Origin of the sequence: Sphingomonas sp. BK036, from assembly GCF_004216825.1 — a bacterium.
GTDB lineage: Bacteria > Pseudomonadota > Alphaproteobacteria > Sphingomonadales > Sphingomonadaceae > Sphingomonas.
This window is the reverse complement of sequence record NZ_SGXR01000006.1, coordinates 312,649-334,159: the sequence shown is the minus strand read 5'-3', so window position 1 is coordinate 334,159 and position 21,511 is coordinate 312,649. Positions and strand designations below refer to the sequence as shown.

At 66.0% G+C, this 21,511-nt stretch carries 19 protein-coding genes; 3 read left to right on the top strand and 16 right to left on the bottom strand.

Annotated elements, in window-relative coordinates; genetic code table 11:
• Window positions 1–10: 10 nt before the first annotated feature.
• The gene (gene uvrA, locus EV283_RS14755; RefSeq protein WP_130326603.1) at window positions 11–2,911 is read right to left on the bottom strand and encodes an excinuclease ABC subunit UvrA; all 2,901 of its coding nucleotides are present in this window, start codon (window positions 2,909–2,911) and stop codon (window positions 11–13) included.
• 187 nt (window positions 2,912–3,098) lie between these two features.
• Here uvrA and EV283_RS14750 point away from each other — a divergent pair, with 187 nt between their 5' ends.
• Window positions 3,099–3,584, top strand: a complete 486-nt coding sequence (locus EV283_RS14750) for a hypothetical protein (RefSeq protein WP_130326601.1) — start codon at window positions 3,099–3,101, stop codon at window positions 3,582–3,584.
• 162 nt (window positions 3,585–3,746) lie between these two features.
• On the opposite strand, the gene EV283_RS14745 is transcribed toward EV283_RS14750, so the two are convergent.
• The 11 genes from EV283_RS14745 to EV283_RS14695 all read right to left on the bottom strand — a co-directional run bounded on the left by EV283_RS14745 (window position 3,747) and on the right by EV283_RS14695 (window position 17,752).
• A complete protein-coding gene (locus EV283_RS14745; protein ID WP_130326599.1) occupies window positions 3,747–4,889 on the bottom strand; it encodes a GGDEF domain-containing protein in 1,143 nt (380 codons plus the stop codon).
• Window positions 4,890–5,752: 863 nt separating this feature from the next.
• Complete coding sequence (lpdA, locus tag EV283_RS14740) at window positions 5,753–7,147, bottom strand: dihydrolipoyl dehydrogenase (protein WP_130326597.1); 1,395 nt, start codon at window positions 7,145–7,147, stop codon at window positions 5,753–5,755.
• Between the two features lie 127 nt (window positions 7,148–7,274).
• Window positions 7,275–8,522, bottom strand: coding sequence for a 2-oxoglutarate dehydrogenase complex dihydrolipoyllysine-residue succinyltransferase (odhB, locus tag EV283_RS14735; protein WP_130326595.1), 1,248 nt, complete (start codon window positions 8,520–8,522; stop codon window positions 7,275–7,277).
• 163 nt (window positions 8,523–8,685) lie between these two features.
• Window positions 8,686–11,622: a 2-oxoglutarate dehydrogenase E1 component gene (locus tag EV283_RS14730; protein ID WP_130326593.1), complete on the bottom strand. Its 2,937-nt coding sequence runs from the start codon at window positions 11,620–11,622 to the stop codon at window positions 8,686–8,688.
• Window positions 11,623–11,779: 157 nt separating this feature from the next.
• Window positions 11,780–12,664 (bottom strand): succinate--CoA ligase subunit alpha, encoded by an 885-nt coding sequence (sucD, locus tag EV283_RS14725; RefSeq protein ID WP_055873333.1) that lies wholly within the window; start codon window positions 12,662–12,664, stop codon window positions 11,780–11,782.
• Window positions 12,665–12,718: 54 nt separating this feature from the next.
• The gene (locus EV283_RS14720) at window positions 12,719–13,015 is read right to left on the bottom strand and encodes a GIY-YIG nuclease family protein (RefSeq protein WP_130326975.1); all 297 of its coding nucleotides are present in this window, start codon (window positions 13,013–13,015) and stop codon (window positions 12,719–12,721) included.
• A gap of 72 nt (window positions 13,016–13,087) precedes the next feature.
• The gene (gene mdh / locus EV283_RS14715; RefSeq protein ID WP_130326591.1) at window positions 13,088–14,050 is read right to left on the bottom strand and encodes a malate dehydrogenase; all 963 of its coding nucleotides are present in this window, start codon (window positions 14,048–14,050) and stop codon (window positions 13,088–13,090) included.
• A 240-nt stretch (window positions 14,051–14,290) separates the two neighbouring features.
• A complete protein-coding gene (gene zapE, locus EV283_RS14710; protein ID WP_130326589.1) occupies window positions 14,291–15,385 on the bottom strand; it encodes a cell division protein ZapE in 1,095 nt (364 codons plus the stop codon).
• A 122-nt stretch (window positions 15,386–15,507) separates the two neighbouring features.
• On the bottom strand, window positions 15,508–15,984 hold the full coding sequence (locus tag EV283_RS14705; RefSeq protein ID WP_130326587.1) for a PaaI family thioesterase: 477 nt from the start codon (window positions 15,982–15,984) through the stop codon (window positions 15,508–15,510).
• Window positions 15,985–16,245: 261 nt separating this feature from the next.
• Window positions 16,246–17,040 (bottom strand): succinate dehydrogenase iron-sulfur subunit, encoded by a 795-nt coding sequence (locus tag EV283_RS14700; protein ID WP_130326585.1) that lies wholly within the window; start codon window positions 17,038–17,040, stop codon window positions 16,246–16,248.
• Window positions 17,041–17,170: 130 nt separating this feature from the next.
• On the bottom strand, window positions 17,171–17,752 hold the full coding sequence (locus EV283_RS14695) for an ATP-dependent Clp protease proteolytic subunit (RefSeq protein WP_130326583.1): 582 nt from the start codon (window positions 17,750–17,752) through the stop codon (window positions 17,171–17,173).
• A gap of 97 nt (window positions 17,753–17,849) precedes the next feature.
• On the opposite strand from EV283_RS14695, the gene EV283_RS14690 reads away from it, so the two are divergent.
• Together EV283_RS14690 and EV283_RS14685 are read left to right on the top strand one after the other, a co-directional pair.
• Window positions 17,850–18,098: a type II toxin-antitoxin system prevent-host-death family antitoxin gene (locus EV283_RS14690; protein ID WP_130326581.1), complete on the top strand. Its 249-nt coding sequence runs from the start codon at window positions 17,850–17,852 to the stop codon at window positions 18,096–18,098.
• Window positions 18,085–18,375, top strand: coding sequence for a type II toxin-antitoxin system RelE/ParE family toxin (locus EV283_RS14685; protein ID WP_242615989.1), 291 nt, complete (start codon window positions 18,085–18,087; stop codon window positions 18,373–18,375). Before EV283_RS14690 ends, EV283_RS14685 begins: the two co-directional genes overlap by 14 nt.
• 88 nt (window positions 18,376–18,463) lie before the next feature.
• Here EV283_RS14685 and EV283_RS14680 read toward each other — a convergent pair whose 3' ends face one another.
• From EV283_RS14680 to sdhC, 4 genes are read right to left on the bottom strand one after another with little or no spacing between them, the layout of a single operon-like run.
• Window positions 18,464–18,736, bottom strand: coding sequence for a hypothetical protein (locus EV283_RS14680; RefSeq protein WP_107957841.1), 273 nt, complete (start codon window positions 18,734–18,736; stop codon window positions 18,464–18,466).
• On the bottom strand, window positions 18,736–20,538 hold the full coding sequence (gene sdhA / locus EV283_RS14675) for a succinate dehydrogenase flavoprotein subunit (RefSeq protein ID WP_056016680.1): 1,803 nt from the start codon (window positions 20,536–20,538) through the stop codon (window positions 18,736–18,738). The genes EV283_RS14680 and sdhA overlap by 1 nt, the downstream gene beginning before the upstream one ends.
• Complete coding sequence (gene sdhD, locus EV283_RS14670) at window positions 20,538–20,924, bottom strand: succinate dehydrogenase, hydrophobic membrane anchor protein (protein WP_130326577.1); 387 nt, start codon at window positions 20,922–20,924, stop codon at window positions 20,538–20,540. Before sdhD ends, sdhA begins: the two co-directional genes overlap by 1 nt.
• Window positions 20,924–21,334, bottom strand: a complete 411-nt coding sequence (gene sdhC / locus EV283_RS19480) for a succinate dehydrogenase, cytochrome b556 subunit (protein WP_278044228.1) — start codon at window positions 21,332–21,334, stop codon at window positions 20,924–20,926. Before sdhC ends, sdhD begins: the two co-directional genes overlap by 1 nt.
• Window positions 21,335–21,511: the final 177 nt, after the last annotated feature.

The following is a 21,511-nucleotide window of genomic DNA, read 5'->3' as shown; positions in this document are numbered from 1 at the left end:
CGAGAAGGTTTTATCCCGGCGCCACCACCACCTTCTTCTCCAGCAACGGCGCCAGATACTTCCCCGTGAAGCTCCCCTTGGCCTTGGCGACCTTCTCCGGCGTGCCCTCGGCGACGATCTCGCCGCCCTTGACGCCGCCTTCGGGGCCGAGGTCGAGCACCCAGTCCGCGGTCTTGATGACGTCGAGATTGTGTTCGATCACGACGACGGTGTTGCCCTGCTCGACCAGCGCGTGGAGGACTTCGAGGAGTTTGCGGACGTCCTCGAAATGCAGCCCCGTCGTGGGTTCGTCGAGGATGTAGAGCGTGTTGCCGGTGGCGCGGCGCGAGAGTTCCTTGGCGAGCTTGACGCGTTGCGCCTCGCCGCCCGAGAGCGTCGTCGCCTGCTGGCCGACCTTGACGTAGCCGAGACCGACCTCGACCAGCATCGCCATCTTGTCGCGGATCGGGGGGACCGCCTTGAAGAACTCGGCGGCGTCCTCGACGGTCATGTCGAGCACGTCGGCGATGCTGTGGCCCTTGAACTTCACCTCGAGCGTCTCGCGATTGTAGCGCGCGCCGTGGCAGACGTCGCACTGCACATAGACGTCGGGGAGGAAGTGCATCTCGATCTTGAGCACGCCGTCACCCTGGCACGCCTCGCAGCGGCCGCCCTTGACGTTGAAGCTGAACCGGCCGGGCTTGTAGCCGCGCGCCTGACTTTCGGGGAGCCCTGCGAACCAGTCGCGGATCTGCGTGAAGCTGCCGGTATAGGTGGCGGGGTTGCTGCGCGGGGTGCGGCCGATCGGCGACTGGTCGATGTCGATGACCTTGTCGAGATATTGCAGGCCGGTGATCTTGTCGTGTTTCCCTTGCACGATGCGCGCGCCGTTCAGCTCGCGCGCGGCGGCGGCGTAGAGCGTGTCGATCGTGAAGCTCGACTTGCCCGACCCCGAGACACCGGTGACGCAGGTGAAGGTGCCGAGGGGCAAGCTCGCGGTGACGCCCGTCAGGTTGTTCGCGGTGGCGTTGTGGACGGTGAGCTTCTTGCCGTTGCCTTTGCGACGCGTGGCCGGGACGGGCACTTCGCGCGTGCCGTTGAGATAGTCCGCGGTGATGCTGCCCTTCGACTTCAGGATCTGCTTGAGCGTGCCCTGCGCGACGACCTGGCCGCCGCGGACGCCCGCGCCGGGTCCCATGTCGATGATATAATCGGCGGTGCGGATCGCATCCTCGTCATGCTCGACGACGAGCACGGTGTTGCCGAGATCGCGCAGGCGGCGCAGCGTCTTGAGGAGCATGTCGTTGTCGCGCTGGTGCAGGCCGATCGAGGGCTCGTCGAGGACGTAGAGCACGCCCGACAGGCCGCTGCCGATCTGCGACGCGAGGCGGATGCGCTGGCTCTCGCCGCCGCTGAGCGTGCCGCTCGTGCGATCGAGGTTGAGATAGTCGAGCCCGACATTGTTGAGGAAGCCGAGGCGCTCGACGATTTCCTTGAGGATGCGCTCGGCGATCGCGTTCTGCTGGTCGCCGAGATGCTGCGGCATGTCGGTGAAGAACTCGAGCGCGTCGACGACCGACAGGTGCGTGGCGTAGCTGATGTCCTTCATCGCGATCTTGACCGCAAGCGCTTCGGGTTTGAGGCGCGCGCCGGCGCAGACCTCGCACGGGGCGGCGGACTGATATTTGTTCAGCTCCTCGCGCATCCACGCGCTCTCGGTCTGGAGCAGGCGGCGGTTGAGGTTGCCGATGACGCCCTCGAACGGCTTGGAGACGTCGTATTTCTTCTTGCCGTCGATGAAGGTGAGCGTGACGGGCTTGCCCTTCGAGCCGTGCAGGATGACTCGCTGGACCTCTTCGGGGAGGTCGGACCAGGGCGTCTCGATGTCGAACTTGTACTCGCGCGCGAGGCTGCCGAGGACCTGCATGTAATAGGGGCTCGGCGGGTTGGACTTTGCCCAGGGGACGACCGCGCCCTTCTTGATGCTGAGCATGTGGTTGGGGACGACGAGGTCTTCGTCGAACAGCAGCTTCTCGCCGAGGCCGTCGCAGGCCGGGCACGCGCCTTGCGGGGCGTTGAACGAGAACAGGCGCGGCTCGATCTCGGAGATGGTGAAGCCGCTGACCGGGCAGGCGAACTTCTCGCTGAAGACGATGCGGCCGTCGGGGGCGTTGCTGCCGAGAATTTCCGACTTTGGCGTGTGCGGCTCGACCGGGTCGGCGGGGTCGACATAGGCGAGGCCCTCGGCGAGCTTCAGCGCGGTTTCGAAGCTCTCGGCGAGGCGCGTGGCGATCTCGCCGCCGACGACGAGGCGGTCGACGACGACCTCGATGTCGTGCTTGTACTTCTTGTCGAGCGCGGGCGCCTCGTCGATGTCGTGGATCGTGCCGTCGATGCGGACGCGGGTGAAGCCCGCCTTCTGCCACTCGGCGAGTTCCTTGCGATACTCGCCCTTGCGGCCGCGGACGACGGGCGCGAGCAAATAGAGGCGCGTGCCCTCGGGGAGCGCCATGACTCGGTCGACCATCTGGCTGACGGTCTGCGCGGCGATCGGCTCGCCGGTCGCGGGGGAGTACGGGATGCCGACGCGCGCCCAGAGCAGGCGCATGTAATCGTAGATCTCGGTGACCGTCGCGACGGTCGAGCGCGGGTTGCGCGACGTCGTCTTCTGCTCGATCGAGATGGCGGGCGAGAGGCCTTCGATGTGGTCGACATCGGGCTTCTGCATCAGTTCGAGGAACTGGCGCGCATAGGCGCTGAGCGACTCGACGTAGCGGCGCTGGCCCTCGGCGTAGATCGTGTCGAACGCGAGGCTCGACTTGCCCGAGCCCGACAGCCCGGTGATCACCGTCAGCGTGTCGCGGGGGATGTCGATGTCGACGTCCTTGAGGTTGTGCTCGCGCGCGCCGCGTACGGAAATCTTGGTCAGCATAAGGCGGTCTGTTCCATATTTGTTCGCGTGCGGCAAGACGTGTTCGCGCGCAGCGACGCCTGCGCGGCGCCATTCGATCGGGTGCTGAGATGGGTAACGTCGGCGGCCGGCGAAAGGGGGCATTGTCGTGCGTCGGCGCGATACTTACATGGTGTATTGGATATACAATACAGCTTTGGAGGCCGGCATGGGCAAGAAGAAGGACGAGCGAAAGCGGCGCGAACGCGAGGCCGAGCGGACGGCGCAGGCTGCGGGCGGCGAGCACACGCATGACTCGCACAAGCATGGGAAGCACAAGCATGGTGGCGCTGCTCCGTTCGCTGGGATTGCGGCGGCGCTGACACGGCAGATGGGAACGCCGGCGGGGCGGCAGGTGATCGCGGCCGGGCTGATGATGGCGGCCAACGCGATTACCGCGAAGGACGCGCGTGGCGCCGCGCCGCGCCCTCCGGAGCCGCCAAAGCCTGCGGCGACGCCGGAGTCGCCCTCGCAATCGCCGCGGGAGTCTGCGGCGACCGGGCCCTTCGCCGGCGACACCGGCACCCCGCCGAAAAGCGAGGCTCCCGCGCTGCCGCCTGAATTGTCCAAGGTGATCGATTCGGTCGCTGCGGGTATCGAGCGCTTCGCCGCCGGCTTTACCAAGCCCGCCAAGCCGGACTCGCCGAAAGCCTGACCGGAGTTGAACCCTCCCCCGCCAAGGGGAGGTGGCGCGGTTAGGCGACGGGGAGGACGCGCAACATAGTGCGTCGCCTGCCGCCCCCTCCGTCAGGCTGGCGCCTGCCACCTCCCCCTGGCGGGGGAGGATCGTTTGGGCCGGGATTGGCGCGCGATCTGGTCAGGCGACCTTGGCGAGGAGCCTTGGTGCGCGACGGTCGCTCTTGACGGCGTACATCGCCTGGTCGGCGCGGGCGATGAGCGTGGCGAGCGGCGTGGTGGCGGCGTCCTCGATGAGGCCGACGCTGATGCTGGGGGCGATGCCGACCGGGACGTGATGCGTCATGCTCTGCGCGAACGCGGTCGCCATGCGGGTGCCGAGTGCGCTCGCCTGCTCGACGGGGATGCCGGGGAGCAGGCAGACGAACTCGTCGCCGCCCCAACGGGCGAGATGGCCCTGCGTGCCGAGGACGTCGCGGACGATGTCGGCGAGCATGCGCAGCGCGGCGTCGCCGGCGGCGTGGCCCTGCGTGTCGTTGAGCATCTTGAAGCGATCGACGTCGATCATCATCACCGACACGCGCCCGCTGTCCGCGAGCGTGCGCGCGACGCGGTCTAGGCCGGCGCGGTTGAGCGCGCCGGTGAGCCAGTCGCGCTCCATCTGGTCGAGCAGCGCATTCTGGCCGCGCTCCGCCTGGAGGATCAGCAACGAGAAGGCGCGGAATATGATGAAGGCGATCTGGCCGGCGGCAAACCACGCGCCGATATCGTCGTGGACGCCGGTCAGCCGCGTGCCGATCCGGTCGCCATAGGCGAGCCACCCGCGGGCGAGGAACATCGGGACGGTGATGGCGAACAGCGCGGCGACGATCCAGCCGGTCTGGAGAGACTCGCGGCGCGCCATGCGGATCGCGACGATGACGACGACGAGGTCGAACGCGGCACGGATGACGCTGAGATAGGCGACGCGGAGGTGGAATTGCGCGGGGTCGCGGATGCCCCAGAAGGGCAGTCCGCAGACCAGGGCGATCCCGAGCAACGGCATCACGCGCGCGTCGGGGCGGCTGAACCGCATCACCGCGCCCGCGATCAACGCATAGCCGATCACCACCGCGGGGTTGCCGATGCTGGGCAGCCAGGCAAGACCGATCCGATCGTTCAGCACCGCCATCAGCGCCCCGCAACCGGCGATCAGATGGCCCGTGCCCCATAGCCCGGCCCATGCGCCAAACCGACCGGTCGCGAGCGGGATGAGGTGGATGAAACCGGCGACCAGCATGCCGAGGCCAGCGACGACGTAAAGAGTAGTAAGATCCAGCGCCACGGCAACCTGCTTGTTGGTTCGTTAGGCGGCGTCTTAGGGCGGCTTTGCTAAGGATTGGTTTTGGTTTGGGGGGGGGGTGTGGCTTCCCTGCCCTCGTTATCCCGGCGGACGTCGGGGCCTGTGGTAGCGGGCGGGGTGATGGCAGCACGGTATCGCCGGGTGCGCCGTGTCCATGGGTCCCGGCGTTCGCCGGGATGACGGAGGGGGGTTGAGGGTCCCTTGCGGGGTTGGGGAGGGTGATTGCGGTTGAGGCGGAGCGCGGTTGGATTGCACGCCGCTAGGTCCGCCTTCGCTCCCCGCTACCTCGGCCTTGGCTCCCCGCCACCTATGCCCTCGCTCCCCGCTATCTCCGCGTTTGCTTCCGACCACCTCCACCTCCACTCCCCGCCACCTCGGCCTTCGGTCCCCACCCCTTCCCCGTCATCCCGGCGGACGCCGGGACCCATGGTTGCGGACCGGGTGATGGCAGCACGGTATCGCCGGGTCCGCCGTGTCCATGGGTCCCGGCGTTCGCCGGGATGACGGGTGGGGTTGAGGGTCCCTCGCGGTGTTTGGGAGGGTGGTTGCGGTTGAGGCGAAGCGCGGTTGCGTTCTCGTGCCGCTATCTCCGTCCACGTCCACGCCACACCCGCGGTCACGCCCGCGCCCGCACCCTCGCCCGCGCCCGCGCCCGCGCCCGCGCCCAGCAAACGCAGAGAGGGCGCCGGTGGGGTTACCACCGACGCCCTCCTAAACTCGGCTCGACCTTGGCTTGGCCGGACAGGGGCGAAGCCCCAGTCGTCGGACGGCGCTGGAGCGCCGCCGGCCGGTCCGACCGCGGGGTGCTCGGCCGTAGCTTGCGCTACGGCCTCGCGCGGTCGGACTCAGATGTGGATGGGCTTGCCCTGCACCGCCATCGCGGCTTCCTTCATCGCCTCGGCATGCGTCGGATGCGCGTGGCAGGTGTAGGCGATGTCTTCGCTGGTTGCGCCGAATTCCATCGCGATGGCGGCTTCGGCGATCAGCGTGCCCGCGAGGCTCGAGACGATCCAGACACCGAGGACGCGGTCGGTCTTCGCGTCGGCGATGACCTTCACGAAGCCGTCGGTGTCGCGGTTGGTCTTGGCGCGGCTGTTCGCGGCGAAGGGGAACTTGCCGACTTTGATCTCGGTCATGTCCTTCGCGGCCTCTTCGGTGAGGCCGACGCCGGCGATCTCGGGCATCGTGTAGACGACGGACGGGATGACGTCCTCGTTGACGATACCGGTCTGGCCGGCGATGTTCTCCGCCACCGCGACGCCCTCGTCCTCCGCCTTGTGCGCGAGCATCAGGCCGGGGACGCAGTCGCCGATCGCCCACACGCCGTCGACCTTCGTCTTGAAGCTGTGGTCGGTCTCGATCTGGCCGCGCTTATTGAGATCTAGGCCGATCGCGTCGAGGTTGAGGCCGTCGACGTTCGCCTTGCGGCCGATCGAGACGAGCACTGCGTCGGCAGTCATCGTCTCGGACGCGCCGCCTGCAGCGGGCTCGACGGTGACGGTCGCGACGCCGTTCTCGACGGTCACGCCGGTAACCTTGGTCGAGAGCTTCAATTCCATGCCCTGCTTCTTGAAGAGCTTGGCGCTCTCGCGGCGGACTTCGCCGTCGAAGCCGGGGAGGATCTGGTCGACGAACTCGACGACGGTCACCTTCGCGCCGAGGCGACGCCAGACGCTCCCGAGCTCGAGGCCGATCACGCCGCCGCCGATGACGACCATGTGCTCGGGGACCTTGGGGAGCGCGAGCGCGCCGGTCGAGTCGACGACCGTGGTCTGGTCGACCTCGACGCCGGGGAGCGGCATCACCGACGAGCCGGTGGCGATGACGATGTTCTTGGCGGTGACCTTCTGGCCTGCGACATCCACAGTGTGCGCGTCCTGGAACGCGGCCTTGCCCTTGAGCCAGGTCACCTTGTTCTTCTTGAACAGGAATTCGACGCCGCCGGTCAGTTCCTTGACGGCCTTCGCCTTCTCGGCGTGCATCTGGTCGAGGTTCAGGGTGACGCCGGTGAACTCGACGCCGAACTTGGTCATGTGGCCACCCTTGGCCTCCTCGTACAGCTCGGAGGCATGCAGCAGCGCCTTGGACGGGATGCAGCCGACGTTGAGGCAGGTGCCGCCGAGCGTGTCGCGCGCTTCGGCGCAGGCGGTACGCAGGCCGAGCTGCGCGGCGCGGATCGCCGCGACGTAACCGCCGGGGCCTGCACCGATTACGAGGACGTCATAGTCATAGTCAGCCATTGTCGCTTCTCTCTTACTTCCCCGGCGCAGGCCGGGGCCCAGTTGGGAGATATATGGGGAGGGCGAGGCGCTTCGTCATCGCGGCCTTCCCCACTGGGCCCCGGCCTGCGCCGGGGTGGTTAGATACTTACAGGTCGATCAGGATGCGCGTCGGGTCTTCGATTGCGTTCTTGAGCGCGACGAGGAACGTCACGGCTTCGCGGCCGTCGATCAGGCGGTGATCGTAGCTGAGTGCGAGGTACATCATCGGGCGGATGACGACCTGGCCGTTGATCGCGACCGGGCGTTCCTCGATGCGGTGAAGACCCAGCACGGCCGACTGCGGCGGGTTGATGATCGGGGTCGACATCAGCGAGCCGAACACGCCGCCGTTCGAGATGGTGAACGTGCCGCCCTTCATCTCGTCCATCTTGAGCGCGCCGTCCTTGGCGCGCTTGCCGAAGTCGCCGATCGTCTTCTCGATCGTCGCGACCGACATCTGATCGGCATCGCGGATCACGGGGACGACGAGGCCGCCCGGCGACGAGACCGCGACCGAGATGTCGGCATAGTCGTGATAGACGATGTCGTCGCCGTCGATCGACGCGTTAACCGACGGGATGTCGCGCAGCGCCATGGTGGCGGCCTTCACGAAGAAGCCCATGAAGCCCAGGCGGACGCCGTGCTTCTTCTCGAACAGGTCCTTGTACTTGGCGCGCGCCTCGATCACCGCGGTCATGTCGACGTCGTTGAACGTCGTCAGCATCGCGGCGGTGTTCTGCGCTTCCTTGAGGCGCTTGGCGATCGTCTGGCGCAGGCGCGTCATGCGGACGCGCTCTTCGCCGCGGCCCGAGGCGGCGGGGGCTGCGGCCGGTGCGGGCGCAGGTGCTGCGGCAGGCGCGGGCTTGCTCGAGGCGGCGGCGGTCACGTCTTCCTTGGTGATGCGACCGTCGCGGCCGGTGCCCTTGACGGTGCCGGGGTCGACGCCGTGCTCGAGCACCGCGCGGCGGACCGACGGCGAGAGGGCTGCGGGCGAGTCGCTGGTGCCGGCGCCGGGCTGGTCGCCGTAACCTGCGCCGGACTCGTCCTTGGCGGGTGCCGCGGGCGTTGCGGTTGCGGCGGGCTCGGGGGCCTTCGCAGGCGCAGCGGCCGCGCCGTCACCGGCGTCGATCGTGGCGAGCATCGCGCCGACCTGGACCGTGTCGCCGACCGCGACCGCGTGCTGGCCCATGACGCCGGCGACCGGCGAGGGCACCTCGACCGAGACCTTGTCGGTCTCGAGGCTGGCGATGGGCTCGTCGACGGCGACGGGATCGCCGGGCTGCTTCAGCCACTCGCCGAGGGTGGCTTCGGTGATCGATTCACCCAGGACGGGGACGGTGACTTCGGTTGCCATTTTCTCGGTTCCTCCACCCCGGCGTAGGCCGGGGTCCAGTTACGAAACGCTGATTGGCCGGCGTTTCGCTCAATTATATCTACCATCCCAACTGGGCCCCGGCTTGGGTCCCATCAAAGTATTACTTTGATGGGTGCCCCTTCGCCGGGGTGGTAGAAAAGGTTCAGTTCGCGCGGGTGCGGCGGATTTCGTCGCGGACGCTGTGGCCGAGCGCGTCGGCGACGAGCGCGCCCTGCTCGGCCTGGTGACGCTTCATCAGGCCGGTCGCGGGCGAGGCCGAGGCGCTGCGCCCGGCGTAGCGTGCACGCTTGACCGGCGAATTCACGCTGGCCAGCGCCTCCTCGATCAGCGGCTCGACGAAGAACCAGTAGCCGTTGTTCTTCGGCTCTTCCTGCGCCCAGACGATCTCTTCCAGGTTCGGCATCTTCGCGACGCGCTCGGCGATCGGGTTGCCGGGGAAGGGATAGAGCTGTTCGACGCGGACGATCTGCGTGTCGGTGTCGCCCGCCGCATCGCGTGCCTCGATCAGGTCATAGGCGACCTTGCCGGTGCACAGGACGAGACGCTTCGTATCGACGTCCGCCGCACCGTTGGTGTCGGACAGGAGGCGACGGAAGTGGCTGTCGCCCTGGAAGTCCTCGGCGTTCGACACGGCCAGCTTGTGACGGAGCAACGACTTGGGGGTCATCACGATCAGCGGCTTGCGGAAGTTGCGATGCATCTGCCGGCGGAGCAGGTGGAAATAGTTCGCCGGGCTGGTGCAGTTCGCGACCTGGATATTGTCGTCCGCGCACGACTGGAGGAAGCGCTCGGGACGCGCCGAGCTATGCTCCGGCCCCTGCCCCTCATAGCCGTGCGGGAGCAGCATCACGAGGCCGTTGGCGCGGAGCCACTTCGACTCGCCCGACGTGATGAACTGATCGATCATGATCTGCGCGCCGTTGACGAAATCGCCGAACTGCGCCTCCCAGAGGACCAAAGTCTTCGGGTCGGCGAGCGCGTAGCCGTACTCGAAGCCGAGCACGCCATATTCGCTAAGCGGGCTGTCGAGCACTTCGAAATTGCCGTGCTCGATTTCCTGGAGCGGCACGTACTTGTGCTCGTCGGTCTGGTCGACCCAGACCGCGTGACGCTGCGAGAAGGTGCCGCGGCCCGAGTCCTGGCCGGACAGACGGACGCCGTATCCTTCGGAGAGCAGCCCGCCGAACGCGAGCGCCTCGCCGGTCGCCCAGTCGAAGCCCTTGCCCGACTTGAACATCTCACGCTTGGCATCGAGCACGCGCGCGAGCGTCTTGTGGATCTTCACGCTGTCGGGAACCGTCGTCAGCGTGCGGCCGAGCGAGTCGAACAGCTTCTGGCTCAAGCCCGTCTCGACGTTGCGGCGCGCGGACGCACCATCGGTTGGCGCGCTGAGGCCGGTCCAGCGACCGCCGAACCAGTCGGCCTTGTTCGGCTTGTACGACGAACCCGCTTCGAACTCACCCTCGAGACGGAGCGTGAGCTGCTTCACATTCTCGTCGATCCAGGGCTGGTCGATCACGCCTTCCTTGATCAGGCGATTGCCATAGACCGAGCTGACGCCGGGATGCTTGCGGATGATGTCGTACATCAGCGGCTGCGTGAAGGAGGGCTCGTCGCCCTCGTTATGGCCGAAGCGGCGATAGCACCACATGTCGATGACGATGTCGCGGTGGAACTTCTGGCGGAATTCCATCGCCATCTTGGTGGCGAAGGTCACCGCCTCGGGATCGTCGCCATTGACGTGGAAGACCGGCGCCTGGACGCCCTTGGCGACGTCCGACGGGTAAGGCGACGAGCGCGCGAACTGCGGGCTCGTCGTGAAGCCGACCTGGTTGTTGATGATGAAATGGACGCAGCCGCCGGTGTTGTAGCCGCGGATGCCCGAGAAGCCGAGGCACTCCCAGACGATCCCCTGCCCTGCGAACGCCGCGTCGCCGTGGATCAGCACGGGGAGCGAGGCGACATGGTCCTTGAGGTCGTTGTTGAGCGTCTGGATCGCGCGCGTCTTGCCGAGCACGACGGGGTCGGCGGCCTCGAGGTGCGACGGGTTGGCGACGAGGCTCATATGAACCTTGTGGCCGTCGAACTCGCGATCAGTGCTGGTGCCGAGGTGGTACTTCACGTCGCCCGAGCCACCGATGTCATCGGGGTTGGCCGAACCGCCGGCGAATTCGTGGAAGATGACGCGCAAGGGCTTCGCCATCACGTTGGCGAGCACGTTCAGACGACCGCGATGCGCCATGCCGATGACGATCTCGCGCACGCCCATCTGGCCGCCGTACTTGATCACCGATTCGAGCGCGGGGATCATCGATTCGCCGCCGTCGAGCCCGAAGCGCTTCGTGCCGACATACTTCTTGCCGAGGAACTTCTCCCACTGCTCGGCTTCGATGACCTTGTTGAGGATCGCCTTCTTGCCGTCGACGGAGAATTCGATCGCCTTGTCCTGGCCTTCCATGCGCTCCTGGAGGAAGCGGCGCTCCTCGACATCGGCGATGTGCATATATTCGAGGCCGACATTGCCGCAATAATTCTTGCGCAGCGTGTCGACGAGCTCGCGAATGGTCGCCCATTCGAAGCCCATCGTGCCACCGAGATAGACCTTCCGGTCGATATCGGCGTCGGAGAAGCCGTGATATTCGGTCTTGAGATCCTCGGGCATCTCGCGCTTCGAGAGGCCGAGCGGATCGAGATTGGCGGCGAGATGACCGCGGACGCGGTAGGTGCGGATCAGCATCTGCGCGCGGATCGCGTCGGCCGCGGCCTTGGCGATCTCATCCTTCGAGACGGGCGCGGGCGCGGCGGCTGCGGGGGCGGGCTTGCCACCCTTTGCGGGCTTGGGCGCGGGCTCCATCTGGGTGGGGTCGAGTGCTGCGGTGAGGTCGTCCGTGGTGGTCAGCGGCCAGCGCGCGCTTTCCCAGCTCGGGCCCTGCGCGGAGCCTTCGAGATCCTCGAAGAACGTCCGCCAGCCGGATTCGACCGAGGCCGGATCGGCGGTGAACTTGGCGTAGAGCGTCTCTACGAACGCCGGGCTGACGCCGGCTGCGATATCGCTGAAATCCTGGCCTTCGTAGCCCATCGTCTCGATCCTCAAATTCCCTCTCCCACGGGGGAGAGGGAGGGGCCCGCCCGCACTTGCGGGTGGGAGGGTGAGGGCACGGGCGGTCACGTGCCCTCACCCTTCCGCTGCCAAGTGGCAGCTCCTTCCCTCTCCCCGGGGGGAGAGGGGTAGTAACTTAACCCTTCAGCACGCTCAGCAGCGTCTCGCCGAGCAGGCTGGGGCTTTCCGAAACGCGGATCCCGGCAGCTTCCATCGCCGCGATCTTGCTCTCGGCATCGCCCTTGCCGCCCGAGACGATCGCACCGGCATGGCCCATGCGACGACCCGGAGGCGCCGTGCGGCCCGCGATGAAGCCGGCCATCGGCTTCTTGCGGCCACGCTTGGCCTCGTCGATCAGGAACTGCGCGGCCTGCTCCTCGGCGTCGCCGCCGATTTCGCCGATCATGATGATCGACTGCGTCTCGTCGTCGGCCAGGAACAGCTCGAGCACGTCGATGAAGTTCGTGCCGTTGACCGGATCGCCACCGATGCCGACCGCGGTCGTCTGACCAAGGCCTGCGTTCGACGTCTGGAAGACCGCCTCATAGGTGAGCGTGCCTGAACGGCTGACAACGCCGACCGAGCCCTTCTTGAAGATCGAACCGGGCATGATGCCGATCTTGCACTCGCCGGGGGTCAGCACGCCGGGGCAGTTCGGGCCGATGAGGCGCGACTTGGAGCCCGACAGCGCGCGCTTGACCTTGACCATGTCGAGCACCGGGATGCCCTCGGTGATCGCGACGATCAGCTCGATGTTCGCGTCGATCGCCTCGAGGATCGAGTCGGCGGCGAAGGGGGGCGGCACGTAGATCACCGACGCGGTCGCGCCGGTCATCGCCTTGGCTTCGGCGACGGTGTTGTAGACGGGGAGGTCGAGGTGAGTCGTGCCGCCCTTGCCGGGGGTGACGCCACCGACCATCTGCGTGCCGTATTCCAGCGCCATCTTGGTGTGAAAGCTGCCGGTTTCGCCGGTCATGCCCTGCGTGATGACCTTGGTGTTCTTGTCGACGAGGATGCTCATCTTGTCTCGTTCCTTACCACCCCGGCGAAGGCCGGGGCCCAATTGGGAAAGCGGTCATGGTCGTGCGATGCGATCGTAAAGGTCGTCCCAGGCGGGATTGAAACCGTTGATCTCTCGCAATTTCCAGTCCCGTTTCCACTCCTTCATGTGCAGCTCGCGCTGCCGGGCGGCTTCCCAACTGCCGAGCAATTCGTACCAGACGAGTAGCTTGCAGTCGTACTTCTTCGTGAACCCTGCGACGACGCCGTTGCGGTGTTCCCACACGCGTTTCGCCAGGTTCACCGTCGAGCCGAGGTAGAGCGTACCGTTATACCCGCTTGCCATGATGTAGACGCACGCTTGGTCTTCCATCACGGGGGCCTTCCCAATTGGGCCCCGGCCTTCGCCGGGGTGGTATTCGCTACCTCAGTTCAGTTCCTCAAATCAGTTCAGGCTACCGTCGATGCCCTTGCAGGCGACGATCAGTTCCTTGACCGCGTCGACCGAGACCTGGAGGTTGCCCTTGGCTTCGTCGTCGAGCTTGATCTCGACGATCTTCTCGACGCCGCCGGCACCGATCACCACCGGCACGCCGACGTACAGATCGTTGAGGCCATACTCACCCGAGACATAGGCCGCTGCCGGCAGGACGCGCTTCTGATCGTAGAGATACGCTTCGGCCATCGCGATGCCGCTAGTGGCGGGCGCGTAATAGGCCGAGCCGGTCTTGAGCAGTGCGACGATCTCGCCGCCGCCGCCGCGCGTGCGCTTGACGATCGCGTCGATCTTCTCCTGCGTGGACATGCCCATCGCGATGAGATCGGGAACCGGGATGCCCGAGACGGTCGAGTAGGAGATGACCGGGACCATCGTGTCGCCGTGGCCGCCGAGCACGAAGCTGGTGACGTCCTTGACCGAGACCTTGAACTCGTCGGCGAGGAAATGGCTGAAGCGCGACGAATCGAGCACGCCGGCCATGCCGACGACCATGTGGTGCGGCAAACCCGAGAATTCGCGCAAAGCCCAAACCATCGCGTCGAGCGGGTTGGTGATGCAGATCACGAATGCGTCGGGTGCGTTGGCAGCGATGCCCTCGCCGACGGCCTTCATGACCTTCAAATTGATGCCGAGCAGGTCGTCGCGGCTCATGCCGGGCTTGCGCGCGACACCGGCGGTGACGATGATGACGTCTGCGCCGGCGATGTCGGCATAGTCGTTCGAGCCGGTGATCTGCGAGTCGAAGCCTTCGACCGGGCCGCACTGCGACAGATCGAGTGCCTTGCCCTGGGGGATGCCCTCGGCGACGTCGAACAGGACGATATCGCCAAGGCCCTTGAGGGCTGCGAGGTGCGCGAGCGTGCCGCCGATGTTACCGGCGCCGATCAGCGCGATCTTCTTGCGAGCCATTCCAATCCGTCTCCGTCTGATGTGCGGGGTGATTGGTGACGCCGGTTACGCGCATTATGCCCTTACGGCAACCTCTAAAGCGGAAAAGTAAGGGTGTTATTGCAATTCGTTCGCAAGAGCAATAACCTTGTCATCCTGACGAAAGTCAGGATCCAGGGTAACAATCGGTACCGCCTGAGGCTCTGGATCCTGACTTTCGTCAGGATGACGGGAGGGTGTCAGGATGACGGAGAGGAGGGGTTAAATATGCCCCTCGGCGAGATAGTCCTCGGAGCGCATCTCCTCGAGACGGCTGATCGTGCGGTCGAATTCGAAGCGGCCGTCGCCGGTTTCGTAGAGGTCGCCGGGCTGCGCGTCGGCGGCGGCGAGGAGCTTGACCTTGTGTTCGTAAAGCGCGTCGATCAGCGCGACGAAGCGCGCGGCCTCGTTGCGGCTGTCGGGGCCGAGCTTGGGGATGCCGACGAGGATGATCGTGTGGAATTTGCGCGCGATGGCGAGGTAGTCGGCCACCCCCCTCGCCTCGCCGCACAGCTTCTTGAAGCTGAACACCGCGACGCCCTTGAGCGACTTGGGGACGCGGAGCGTGCGGCCCTGCACCACGAGGTCTTCGGAGGGGACGTGCTCGCTGTCGTCGGTCGAGAAGTCGGTGAGGCGGAAGAACGCGGCGGAGAGCTGGGCGGTCGCCTCGGCGCCGTTGGGGACGAGCCAGGTGTCCTGGCTGCCGAGCCGGTCGCGGCGGTAATCGACGGGGCCGTTGAGGGGGAGGACGTCGAGGCGCTGTTCGATCGTCGCGATGAAGGGGAGGAAATGCTCGCGGTTGAGGCCGTTCTTGTAGAGATCGGCGGGCGGGCGATTGGACGTGGTGACGATCGTCACGCCCGAGTCGAGCAGCGAGGTGACGAGCCGCGACAGGATCATCGCGTCGGGGCTGTTGGTAACCATCATCTCGTCGAACGCGAGCAGGCGAGTCTCGTCGGCGATCGCGGTGGCGACCGGGACGATCGGGTCGCCGACCTCCTTGCGACGCTCGGCGGCGATGCGCGCGTGCACCTCGAGCATGAACTCGCCGAAATGGACTCGGCGCTTCTTCTCGACCGCGGCGTTCTCGTAGAACAGGTCCATCAGCATCGACTTGCCGCGGCCGACTCCGCCCCAAAGGTAGACGCCGCGAGGGTCGGCCTTCTTGCCGGTGAGGCGGGCGAAAAAGCCGGTGGGCTTGGGGGTGGCGAGTTCGGTGGCGAGCGTGTTCAGGCGCGCGGCGGCGGCGGCTTGCTCGGGGTCGGGGCGGAGTTCGCCTGAGGCTACGAGGGCGTCGTAGGCAGCGAGGACGGTCATGCCGCCACCGCTTTTCCATCCCGGCGAAGGCCGGGGCCCAATTGGGAAGGCTTCGATAACGGAGCGGGGCGGTTGAACAATGATCGTGTCCCAATTGGGCCCCGGCCTTCGCCGGGGTGGTGTTATGCGGCGGTGCCGGCGCTTGAAAGCTTGCCGGACGGCTTGCGGATCGTGGCCGAGAAGGCGGCGATCTTTGCTTCGTCGTCGCCTTGCACCACGAGGCCGCGCAGGAACAAGAGGCGGCCGGTTTCCTTCAGCACCTCGACCTGCGCCTCGATCGGTTCGCCGATGCGGCCGCCACCGATGAACTGCGTGTTGAGATCGAGCGTCACCGCGGTGCCGGCGGTGATCAGGCCGAAGCCGCGCGCGGCCGCGAACAGCGCAACGTCGATGAAGGCGAGGAGCGCGCCGCCATGGACGTTGTTCTGGAGGTTGGAGTGGCGATGCTCGGGGGTGATGCGGACGCGGACGATCTCGCCGTCGACGCGGTAGAGCATGGGGCCGAGGAGCGTGTTGAAGCGGGTCGGGTCGGAGAGCGACCAGCTGCGCCAGCCGGGGTTGGCCGGGTCTTCGGCTTCGACGAAATGGGGGGTGGTCAACGGCACGTCCTTTGAAGCTTCCAAGACCACCGTTTCCTGTTCCGTCCCCCACCCCGTTCGTCCTGAGCGAAGTCGAAGGACCTTGGCGGATGTGCCCCGCGCCCCTGGCGTGTGCTTCGACTGCGCTCAGCACGAACGGGACTGGGGGAAGGCACCCCCGCTCCCCCCCGAGCGGTGCTTCGACTTCGCTCAGCACGAACGGGTTGGGGGCGGGGGGAAGGATTGGGTCAGGGGAAGGTTCGCCCCCGCCCCTTCCCAGGGTCAGACGACCCGTTCGGCTTCCATCTTCTTGATCTCGGCGATCGCCTTGGCGGGGTTGAGGCCCTTGGGGCACGCGTTGGCGCAGTTCATGATCGTGTGGCAACGATAGAGGCGGAACGGATCCTCGAGCTCGTCGAGCCGCTCGCCGGTCATCTCGTCGCGGCTGTCGGCGAGCCAGCGATAGGCCTGCAACAGGATCGCCGGGCCGAGGAACTTGTCCGAATTCCACCAATAGCTCGGGCACGAGGTCGAGCAGCAGGCGCATAGGATGCACTCGTACAGGCCGTCGAGCTTCGAACGGTCGGCAGGCGACTGGAGGCGCTCCTTGCCCGAGGGCGGCGGGGTGACGGTCTGGAGCCAAGGCTTGATCGACGAATATTGCGCGTAGAAATGCGTGAAGTCGGGGACGAGGTCCTTGATCACGTCCATGTGCGGCAGCGGCGTGATCTGGACCTCGCCCTTGCAATCCTCGATCGCGGTCGTGCAGGCCAGGCCGTTCTTGCCGTTGATGTTCATCGAGCACGAGCCGCAAATGCCCTCGCGGCACGAACGACGGAAGGTGAGCGAGCTGTCCTGCTCGCTCTTCATCTTGATCAGCGCGTCGAGCACCATCGGGCCGGTCTCGTCGAGATCGAGCGCGAACGTGTCGTAGCGCGGGTTTTCGCCCGAGTCCGGATCGTAGCGATAGACCTTGAAGGATTTCAGACGCTGGCCCCCGCTGGTCCCATGGGTCACCGGGGCGTGCTTGACGCCCTTCTTGACGACGCTGTTCTTCGGGAGCGAGAATTCGGCCATTGCGAGCGGTCCGTCCGTGGTGTGATGATAGGTTGTCAGAGCCGATACATGACAGCGGCCCTCCCCGCAAACCCTTAGCTTAGCAGGTGCAACATGCGTCACACCTGCCCGCCACTGCCGAAGCGCGCCGTCAGATGATGTCGAGGATGAGGCCCAGGTCGCGCGCTTCCTCGGCTTCGATGTACCAGTTGGAGGGGGCCTTTTCCTTCAGCTCCTCGAGCGACACCTTCGAGCCCTCGACGATCGCGCGGAAGCCTTCCTCCTGGATGTTGATCGAGTCCTCGATCTCGTGGAGCTTGGCTTTCAGTGCGTAGGACAGCGTGTTGAGCGGGCCGTTGAGCTGGATCGTGCTCTGCATCTGGCGCTCATGGATCATGATCCGGCTGCCGCGTGTGAGAAAGCGGCTGTCGACCGGGAAGGCGGACATGAAGGTCGCGCCAGCGGAATAGACCGCGACCTTGCCGAGGAAGAGCGTCTCGCGGCCGGTATAGTCGCGGAGCAGGCGGATATTGTCGCCCATCGCGCGCGCGACCTCGGGATCGCCGCCGAGCGTGGTGATCGAAACGACGAGCGGGCCATCGGCGGGGGCGGCGACGAGCTGCGACGTGAAATTGTCGTACATCGCGTCGTCGACGGGGCCGTGAATCTGGATATGGGGGACGGCGAGCAACGGGTAGTTGCGCGCGTTCGAGGTGGGGGATGTGTCGGTCATGCGCGGCAAACCGATCGCCGCGCCGGGGGTTCCAGACGGGTTACTGCAGATCAGCAGCACGATTGGAACGACCTCTTCGACGTGCTATTAAACAGTCATGATCGAGACAATCCATGCAGGCGCAACGGTCAGCATCAGCGACCTGAAAAAGAACCCATCGGGCGTGATCGAGGCCGCGGGCGGATTTCCGGTGGCGGTGCTCAATCGCAATACGCCCGCCGCGTATCTTGTCCCCGCTGCGGCGTGGGAAGAGCTGATGGACCGGTTGGAGGACGTCGAGCTGGCGGAGCTGGTGCGTGCGCGTGCCGATGAGACGCCGGTCGCGGTGTCGCTTGGCGACCTATAGCCTCGCGTTCCTGCCGAGCGCGCTGCGGGAGTGGGAGAAGCTGGGTGCCAATGTCCGTGCGCAGTTCAAGACGAAGCTGATCGAACGGTTGGAGGAGCCGCATATCGCCAGCGCGCGGCTGAGCGGAATGACCGGGTGCTACAAGATCAAGCTGCGGGCGGCGGGGTATCGGCTGGTGTACCGCGTCGATGACGGCTTGGTGACGGTGATCGTCGTGGCGGTCGGGCGGCGGGACCGGAACCTAGTGTACAAGATCGCCGCGGGGCGATTGGAGTAATCACCGACGTCTCGCACGAAAATTGTTTCCCCGCGAAGGTGGGGATCCAGACTGGGCTCCCGCCTTCGCGGGAGAACAAGCAGGGACGTTAGATCTTTCGGTTCGTGCGCTTGTGCTGGAGGATCCAGCCTACCAGCCCGCCGGGCACACCGCCGACGAGCGAGAAGAGCGCGTAGAAGGTGATCGCGATCTTTTGGGGTTCTTCGCCGGCGCCGGGGGTTTCTATCCCGAAGACGTAGATCGCGGTCAGGATCGCGACGAGCGCCGGCCAGAGAAAGCCGGCGATCATCGGTGGGAAGCGCGTCAGGAGCCCCACCGCGACGGGCACGAGGAACCCGATCGCGATGATGGCCCAGATCATCAATATACCCGCTTCTTGGGCTTGATGTAGTCGACGTCGTCGGTGAGCGTGTAGTCGTGCACCGGGCGGAAATCGATCTTGGTCTCGCCGCCCTTGCCGCCCCAGCCGTTGAAGGTGGTGATGGTGTGCTTCATCCAGTTGGCATCGTCACGCTCGGGGAAATCCTCGTGCATGTGCGCGCCGCGCGACTCGGTGCGGTTGGCGGCCGAGTTCATCGTCACGACCGCCTGGCCGATCAGATTGTCGAGCTCCATCGTCTCGACCAGATCGGTGTTCCAGATCATGCTGCGATCCTTCACCGCGACGTCGGTCATCCGATTGTAGATCCCGGCCATCTTCTCGACGCCCTGGTTGAGCAGTTCGGTGTCGCGGAACACGGCGCAATGCTTCTGCATGGTCTGCTGCATGTCGAGACGGATCTGCGCGGTCGGCGACCCGCCGCTCGCGTTGCGGAAATGATCCAGACGCGTGAGCGCCAGATCTTCCGACCCCTTGGGCAGCGGCGCATGCGCGGTGCCGGGCTTCAGCGTATCCTTGATGCGCAGGCCGGTCGCGCGGCCGAACACCACGAGATCAATCAGGCTGTTCGAGCCGAGGCGGTTGGCGCCGTGGACCGAGACGCACGCCGCTTCGCCGACCGCGAACAGGCCGGGGACGACCGCGTCGGGGTTGCCGTCGACGAGGTTGACGACCTCGCCGTGGAAGTTGGTCGGAATGCCGCCCATGTTGTAGTGGACGGTCGGCGTGACGGGCAAAGGCTGGCGCGTGAGATCGACGCCCGCGAAGACCTTGCCGGTCTCGGTGATGCCCGGCAGGCGCTCGGCGAGCACCTTGGGATCGATGTGATCGAGGTGCAGGAAGATGTGGTCGCCGTTCTTGCCGACGCCGCGGCCTTCGCGCATTTCGAGCGCCATCGAGCGGCTGACGACGTCGCGCGAGGCGAGGTCCTTTGCCGACGGGGCGTAGCGCTCCATGAAGCGCTCGCCTTCGGAGTTGGTCAGGTAGCCGCCCTCACCGCGTGCGCCCTCGGTGATGAGAACGCCGGCGCCGTAGATGCCGGTCGGGTGGAACTGGACGAACTCCATGTCCTGGAGCGGCAGGCCGGCGCGGAGCACCATCGCGTTGCCGTCGCCGGTGCAGGTGTGCGCGGAGGTCGCCGAGAAATAGACACGGCCGTAACCGCCGGTCGCGAGCACGGTCTGGTGGCTGCGGAAGCGGTGGATCGAGCCGTCTTCCATGCACAAGGCGATCACGCCGCGGCAGACGCCGTTTTCCATGATCAGATCGAGCGCGAAATACTCGACGAAGAAGTCCGTATTGTACTTCAGGCTCTGCTGATACAGCGCGTGGAGCATCGCGTGGCCGGTGCGATCGGCGGCAGCGGCGGTGCGCTGGACCGGGGGGCCTTCGCCCATGTTCTGCATGTGGCCACCGAACGGACGCTGATAGATCGTCCCGTTTTCGTTACGGCTGAACGGCATGCCGGCATGTTCCAGCTCGTACACCGCCTGCGGGGCCTCGCGGCACAGATATTCGATCGCGTCCTGGTCGCCGAGCCAGTCGGAGCCCTTGACGGTATCGAACATGTGCCAGGTCCAGTGATCCGGCGAGTTGTTGCCGAGCGAGGCGGCGATGCCGCCCTGCGCTGCGACGGTGTGCGAGCGGGTCGGGAAGACCTTGGTGATGCACGCGGTCTTCAGGCCACTCTCGGCGATGCCCATCGTGGCGCGCAGGCCCGAGCCGCCGGCCCCGACGACGACCGCATCATAGGTATGATCGATGATCTTGTAGGCAGCTGACATTACGCAGGGGCTCCGGAGAAGGCGACCTTCAGGATCGCGAACAGGGCGATGCCGCCCAGCGTGAAGGTGAACAGGTTGAGCAGGATCATCGCCACGACACGGCTCTCGCCATGCTGGTAATCCTCGATCACGACCTGAAGACCGAGACGGAAATGATAGAAGACCGACGCGATCAGCAGCGCCATCGGCACCGCGACCCAGGCCGATTGCAGCCACATATGGACCGCGGCGTAGTCATAGCCGGGCATCCGCGCGACCGAGATCATCAGCCAGAGCATCAGGAACAGGTTCGATCCCGCGGTCAGCCGCTGCCGCCACCAGTGAAGCGTGCCGTGCTTGGCGCTGCCGAGGCCGCGGACGCGACCGACTGCCGTACCGCTACCCATTACTTGATCCCCATGTAGAGCCAGAACACGACCGTGAGCGCCACGCTTGCGACCATCGTCGCGATCGCGCCCATCTTGTTCCGCTTGAGTTCGTAGCCCGCGCCGATATCGAGCACCATGTGGCGGATGCCGGTCATCATGTGCTGGAACAGCGAGAGCGTCAGGCCGACCGCAACGATGTATCCGAGGATGTTGAGGCCGCCGGTATCGCGCGTGAACACGTCGACGAAGGTGGCATAGGCCTGATCGCCCGACGCGATGGCGGCGAGCCACCAGACGAGCAGCAGGCTGCCGACGGTCGCCATCCCGCTGCCGGTCGCGCGGTGCAGGATCGAGACCAGCATGTGCGGGCCCCATTTATAGACCTGCAGATGGGGAGAGAGCGGGCGTGCCGGGTTGCGCGATGCCAAGGGCGGAGTCCTCGAACCAGAAGATGACGAACCAAAAACGGTCTTGGTCCGGAAAATATATATCGGGCGACCTATTAGCCAGCGCGTGCTGCGATGCAACCCATTGGGGCCGGTCCGATAACCCATGACACCGCATAGCCGGGCCGGAAATGATTCTGCGGCGGCGCCAGCGGGTAC

Bases quoted from the DNA above. Each gene is read 5' to 3' on its own strand.
- uvrA (WP_130326603.1), bottom strand. From the start codon at position 2,911: ATGCTGACCAAGATTTCCGTACGCGGCGCGCGCGAGCACAACCTCAAG.
- EV283_RS14750 (WP_130326601.1), top strand. From the start codon at position 3,099: ATGGGCAAGAAGAAGGACGAGCGAAAGCGGCGCGAACGCGAGGCCGAG.
- lpdA (WP_130326597.1), bottom strand. From the start codon at position 7,147: ATGGCTGACTATGACTATGACGTCCTCGTAATCGGTGCAGGCCCCGGC.
- odhB (WP_130326595.1), bottom strand. From the start codon at position 8,522: ATGGCAACCGAAGTCACCGTCCCCGTCCTGGGTGAATCGATCACCGAA.
- EV283_RS14730 (WP_130326593.1), bottom strand. From the start codon at position 11,622: ATGGGCTACGAAGGCCAGGATTTCAGCGATATCGCAGCCGGCGTCAGC.
- sucD (WP_055873333.1), bottom strand. From the start codon at position 12,664: ATGAGCATCCTCGTCGACAAGAACACCAAGGTCATCACGCAGGGCATG.
- EV283_RS14720 (WP_130326975.1), bottom strand. From the start codon at position 13,015: ATGGAAGACCAAGCGTGCGTCTACATCATGGCAAGCGGGTATAACGGT.
- mdh (WP_130326591.1), bottom strand. From the start codon at position 14,050: ATGGCTCGCAAGAAGATCGCGCTGATCGGCGCCGGTAACATCGGCGGC.
- zapE (WP_130326589.1), bottom strand. From the start codon at position 15,385: ATGACCGTCCTCGCTGCCTACGACGCCCTCGTAGCCTCAGGCGAACTC.
- EV283_RS14700 (WP_130326585.1), bottom strand. From the start codon at position 17,040: ATGGCCGAATTCTCGCTCCCGAAGAACAGCGTCGTCAAGAAGGGCGTC.
- EV283_RS14695 (WP_130326583.1), bottom strand. From the start codon at position 17,752: ATGACCGACACATCCCCCACCTCGAACGCGCGCAACTACCCGTTGCTC.
- EV283_RS14690 (WP_130326581.1), top strand. From the start codon at position 17,850: ATGATCGAGACAATCCATGCAGGCGCAACGGTCAGCATCAGCGACCTG.
- EV283_RS14680 (WP_107957841.1), bottom strand. From the start codon at position 18,736: ATGATCTGGGCCATCATCGCGATCGGGTTCCTCGTGCCCGTCGCGGTG.
- sdhA (WP_056016680.1), bottom strand. From the start codon at position 20,538: ATGTCAGCTGCCTACAAGATCATCGATCATACCTATGATGCGGTCGTC.
- sdhD (WP_130326577.1), bottom strand. From the start codon at position 20,924: ATGGGTAGCGGTACGGCAGTCGGTCGCGTCCGCGGCCTCGGCAGCGCC.